We start from the raw sequence: 5,461 nt of genomic DNA, 5'->3' as shown, positions 1-5,461 counted from the left end.
ATTCAAATTTCAATCTTCTCATACCGAGTTTTTCATAAATTTTTTACACTACCATTATACTTTAACATTTCTTTATTTTAATTTCACATCGAGATAATAAAAAAAACTGATTATTTGTTTCTTTGTCATTAAAATCGCAATTTCGGGTAATAAATTCACAACTTCGTTAATTGTCATAACATTATAATTTCAATATACTGAATTTGAGGTGATGCAATATGGATTATTCTTTTAAAAAATGGAAACAAACGCAAATAATCAATAAAAACCCAATGTTGATTTTAAGTTTTCCAGGAACAAAACTCATTTCAAAAACTGTAAAAGACGTTGTCACAAAGAAAGAAGACTGTATTTCGTTGATTGAAACCGTTGGAAAACGAGCCAATCAACAAGCGGCTTATATTGGTTTAATGGATTTATCAGTGGAAGCAGAAGCATTTGGAATGGATATTGTTTTTGAAGAAAACGAAGTACCAAATATAAAAGGAAAACTATTCAACAATATCAACGATGTACAAAATTTTCATGTTCCATCTATTGAAGGAACACGCTGTGAGATGTATGTAGAAGCCATTGAAACATTGGCACAAAAAAAATTAGATAAACCATTATTTGCCGGTGCCATTGGACCTTTTTCATTGGCTGGACGCTTGATGGATGTATCGGAAATCATGATGCAGTGTATATTGAATCCAGATTTTGTGCATGAAGTATTAAAAAAAGTGAGTTCCTTTATCGAATCTTATTTATTAGCCTTTAAAAAAGCAGGAGCCAATGGCGTGATTGTTGCTGAACCATTGGCAGGACTACTTTCACCAGACTTTGTCGAAACCTTTTCAAGTATTTATTTAAAAGACATTGTAGAACATGTACAAGATGATTCCTTTAGTATTATTTATCATAATTGTGGATCTAGTGTTCCACTAGCCTTGGATTCTATCATGAACATTGGATGTCATGGCTATCATTTTGGAAATGCGATTCAATTAAAAGATGTTTTACCAAATGCAAAAAAAGACGTATTGATTTTTGGAAACATAGATCCAGTCAGTGCTTTCTGTGAAGGAAGTATTGAAGAAATGGATCAAAAAGTGAAAGAAATTTATGAATCTTGTAAAGACTATCCAAACTGGATTTTATCTTCTGGATGCGATATTCCAGCCAAAGCGAAATGGGAAAATATAGATCAATGCTTTGAAAGTATAAAGAAATGGAGAAAAAACGATGCAAAACTTTGAAGAAAAATTTAAAAATGTAAAATATAAACCCTTTACACGTCAACAAATGATTGATTGTATTGAAGGAAGAGGCGCACCTAGACCAGGCGTTGCTTTTGGAACTTGGGTACACTTAGATCTTTTAAGCGAAGACAAACAAGAAGTACTAAAAAAATTGTATGAAGAATATCCAGAAGATATGCAGGAATTCTATGTGGTAAAACCAAGTGTCTTTGGAAAAGAAGGAGAAACATATACTTGGTGTGATGTACCAAATGCCGATCCATCTATTGGACGAACAAAAAAAGTAGGTGTTGATGAAGAAACTGCTATTTCATGGGAAACGTATCGTAAAATTTCGAAAGATGTTCCAGATATCAATTATCCAGATATGTTTAAAAATGCACCAGAAGAAGACGGACGCTATCGATTGGCATGGATGTCCGATGGACCTTGGACAAGTATCTGGCGCTATCGCGGAATGACAAATTCTTTAATGGATTTATATACAAATCCAGAAGATGTCCATGATATCAATCGACGTGTTCTTCGTTTCCATAAAGCCATTTGTAAACGAGGAAAAGAAGAAGCACATATTGATGGAGTTGCTTTTGGAGATGATTTAGGAATGCAAAGAGGATCTTTTATTTCACCTGAAATGTATCGAGAATTTTATTTTCCTTATCATAAAGAATTATGTGACTATGCTCATAGCTTAGGATTACATGTATGGATGCATTGTTGCGGTGACTGTTTTAATTTGATTCCACAATTTATTGAAGCCGGAATTGATGTACTTCATCCAATTCAAAAATACACAATGGATGAAAAACAAGTCAAAGAAACATACGGAAATGATTTAAGTTTCTGGGTAGGAATGGATTTACAACGTGTTTTACCATTTGGAAATGAACAAGACGCTATTAATGAAACACGATTCTTAATTGATACATATTATAGACCAGAAACAGGAAGAACGATTTTTACAGTTAATAATCGATTAGAAGATAATGTACCAATTGAAAATGTTGTTGCATTCTTAAAAGAAGCCTATCGATATGGAAGTGAAGCAGGAGGAAAAAAAGATGAATGAAAAAATCACAAGCATTCGTAATTTATTAATTAAAGGACGTATGAACGAAATTAATTCTTTGGTAAAGCAATGCATAGATGAAAAAGAAGACCCACAAACTATTTTGAATGAAGGATTATTAGCGGGAATGGATGATATTGCTAAAAAATGGGCTGCAGGACAAGCTTTCATTCCAGAAGTATTAATTGGAGCTCGCTGCATGAATTCAGCTATTGATATATTGGAACCTTATTTGGTAAAATCAGAAGACAAATCAAAATGCAAAGTTGTTTTTGGTACAGTGAAAGGTGATATGCACGACATTGGAAAAAAACTATGTACTTTAATGATGAAATCAAAAGATATTGAAGTCATAGATATTGGAGTGGATGTAGATGCAAATACATTTGCGGATGCCGTAGAACAATATCAACCCGATGTAGTCTGTATGTCGTCTCTATTAACAACGTCTATGCCTTATTTTGAAACAGTTCTAGAAACATTAAAAGAAAGAAATCTAAGAGATAAAGTAAAAGTAGCTATTGGTGGAGCTCCTGTAACACAGGCTTATTGTGACCAGATTGGAGCCGATTTATATACGGAAGATGCCGTTAGCTTAGCTGATGCTCTGGATCAAATGTATTCATGATTGTTTCTAAAGGCGAAAATGTATTTGCGATTCTTCAATCCATGAATCTGCCTTTTCCTTGTAATGGAAGAGGAAAATGTGGAAAATGTAAATTTAAGGTCACAAAAAATGAATTACCTTATACTGAAAAAGAAACACAAATACTAACAGAAAACGAAAAGAAAGAAGGCATACATTTAGCTTGTTGCCATACTACATGTGAACAAGACATTGAATGTGAAATCACAAGAGAACAAAACTTTCAAATTGAAGGCATCCAAGCCAAGTGTTCAACAGCAGATTGTGGATTTGTTGCAGGCGTTGATATTGGAACCACAACCATTGTTGTTGCTATCTACGAAGGAAAAACAGGTAATTGTGTTTACGAATCAAAAAAATTAAATCCCCAAAGAAGTTTTGGCTCCGATGTAATTTCAAGAATCGATGCCTGCAGTCAAGTGGGTGTTTCTGTTCTTCAACAACAAGTGGTTCGAATCATTGAAGATGCATTGCTGCAATCAAAATTAAAAATTGATCGAATTTGTGTTTGTGGAAATGCCACAATGACGCATATTTTTATGGGACTTGATGTATATTCGATTGGACAAGCACCTTATACATGCCAACAAAACGAGTACATAGAAATGGATAGTCAAACCATCTTTCAGTATCTTCCTTCATGTCCTCTACAAGTTTTACCACCCATTTCAAGTTTTGTTGGCAGTGACATTTTAGCAGGTTTAATGATTTTGCAAGACTTTGAAAACCAAAATTCTTTGTTTCTTGATTTAGGAACCAATGGAGAAATGGTATTATATAATCAACAAAACAAAACCAGAACTGCGACAAGCTCTGCCTGTGGACCATGTTTTGAAGGTGGGCAAATGTCTTGTGGAATGGGCGCTATTTCTGGAGCTATCCAATCCATTTGGTATGACAAAGAATGGAAATATACAACTATAGACAAAAAAGAAGCAATTGGCATTTGCGGAAGTGGTTATATTTCTTTTCTATCTCAATGTTTGAAACACAATTTTATTGATGAAACAGGATATATGGAAAATGATATCTATATCACAGATGATATTTATTTATCGCAAAAAGATGTTCGTGAATTTCAATTAGCGAAAGCAGCCATGTCAGCAGCAATTCTTACGCTATTAGAAAAAGAAAACATGAAAGTACAAGAATTAGATTGCTTATATTTAGCAGGTGGCTTCAGTTCGCATTTAGATATTGAAAATGCGATTCAAATTGGTTTATTTCCAAGTGATTGGAAAGATAAAATTGTCATTGTTGGAAACAGTGCCATTCATGGTGTTTGTGAATTTGCATTGTCACAAAATATTCAAAAATGCATAAACTATCAACAAACAAAAACAATTGATTTAAATCAGGATGTAACATTCACAAATTATTTTATGGAACAAATGTATTTTAAAAAGGTGTAGACATGAAAAAAAATGAAGAATTGATAAAAGTTCATCATTATGTGATGAAAGAAGAATGCATGAATTCAGAATTATTGCTGGCCAAGGAAATTTTGGATTCACAAATAGAACAAGACAATGAAATGCAAATGAGTTTAAAAGACAATCAAAGCTTATTTTTATTGATTCATCATGGCTATGCATTGATATGGATAGATGGACAATGTCTTTCTTTAGATGAAAAATGCAGTTTATTTTTTCATGGGAAAAAAGAAATACAAATTCAATGGAATCATGCACAATTTGAGTATGCTATTCTTCAAGGAAAAAACATGAAAACACTCATTGAAAAAGAAAAAATAAATTTAGATCCTTGTTTCTATCAAAAATCCGTGATTTTTTTTCGAACATGCTGGTCAAGTCTCAAAAAATATTCACAAGTCGATGCAATGGGAATCACTTCGGCAATATATCGATTGTTTTCGGATTTATCTCATTATGCATTGGGAATACAAGAAGATAATGCACAACATAAAATGGTGCAATCCATTATTGAATTTATTGAAAACCACTATACAGAAGATATAACATTACAGATGCTGGAAAATTATTTAGGTTATAGTAAATACTATATGCTTCATGTATTTACTGACGTTATGGGATTATCCATTCATGATTACTTTATTAGACGACGCTTAACACAAGTAAAAGTGTTAATGATGGAAACTGATAAAAGTATGAATGAAATTGCTAAGGAATGTGGATTTAAAAGCGAAGTATCGTTATATAAATCTTTTAAAAACATTTACTCCATTACACCTGGGCAATTTAAAAAACAAATAAAACAACATCCATAAGTCGTCTAACAAGACGACTTTTCTTTGTCACATTGTTTTAATAATTCATTTATTGTAAATAATATATTGTTTGATGTAAAAAATAACCAAAAATACGATTTCTAATTATGATAAGATGTAATTACCAAAGAAGACAGAATTATACAAAAGCTGCGGGAAATATTATACATTAAATCAATATTATAGGAGGAATTTTTATATGAACGCTAAGTTCAACTAAAAAGTTGATAATTGTACGTCAATAATGTCAATTTCAG

General features: G+C 32.3%; 5 protein-coding genes. All 5 read left to right on the top strand.

The features are described 5' to 3' along the window. Nucleotides 1-218: 218 nt before the first annotated feature. The 5 genes from ACI32A_RS08625 to ACI32A_RS08605 are packed head-to-tail and all read left to right on the top strand — an operon-like array spanning nucleotide 219 to nucleotide 5,204. The gene (locus ACI32A_RS08625; protein WP_439754650.1) at nucleotides 219-1,238 is read left to right on the top strand and encodes a uroporphyrinogen decarboxylase family protein; all 1,020 of its coding nucleotides are present in this window, start codon (nucleotides 219-221) and stop codon (nucleotides 1,236-1,238) included. Next, on the top strand, nucleotides 1,225-2,310 hold the full coding sequence (locus tag ACI32A_RS08620; protein WP_439754649.1) for a uroporphyrinogen decarboxylase family protein: 1,086 nt from the start codon (nucleotides 1,225-1,227) through the stop codon (nucleotides 2,308-2,310). Before ACI32A_RS08625 ends, ACI32A_RS08620 begins: the two co-directional genes overlap by 14 nt. After that, nucleotides 2,303-2,938, top strand: a complete 636-nt coding sequence (locus ACI32A_RS08615) for a cobalamin B12-binding domain-containing protein (RefSeq protein ID WP_439754648.1) — start codon at nucleotides 2,303-2,305, stop codon at nucleotides 2,936-2,938. Before ACI32A_RS08620 ends, ACI32A_RS08615 begins: the two co-directional genes overlap by 8 nt. Then, the gene (locus ACI32A_RS08610) at nucleotides 2,935-4,368 is read left to right on the top strand and encodes an ASKHA domain-containing protein (protein ID WP_439754647.1); all 1,434 of its coding nucleotides are present in this window, start codon (nucleotides 2,935-2,937) and stop codon (nucleotides 4,366-4,368) included. Before ACI32A_RS08615 ends, ACI32A_RS08610 begins: the two co-directional genes overlap by 4 nt. A 2-nt stretch (nucleotides 4,369-4,370) precedes the next feature. Further along, the gene (locus ACI32A_RS08605; protein ID WP_439754646.1) at nucleotides 4,371-5,204 is read left to right on the top strand and encodes a helix-turn-helix transcriptional regulator; all 834 of its coding nucleotides are present in this window, start codon (nucleotides 4,371-4,373) and stop codon (nucleotides 5,202-5,204) included. Nucleotides 5,205-5,461: the final 257 nt, after the last annotated feature.

Source organism: Floccifex sp. (assembly GCF_051873555.1).
Taxonomy (GTDB): Bacteria; Bacillota_I; Bacilli_A; order Erysipelotrichales; family Erysipelotrichaceae; genus Floccifex.
The sequence above is the reverse complement of the archived record's forward strand: the minus strand, read 5'-3'. Positions and strand labels throughout refer to the sequence as shown.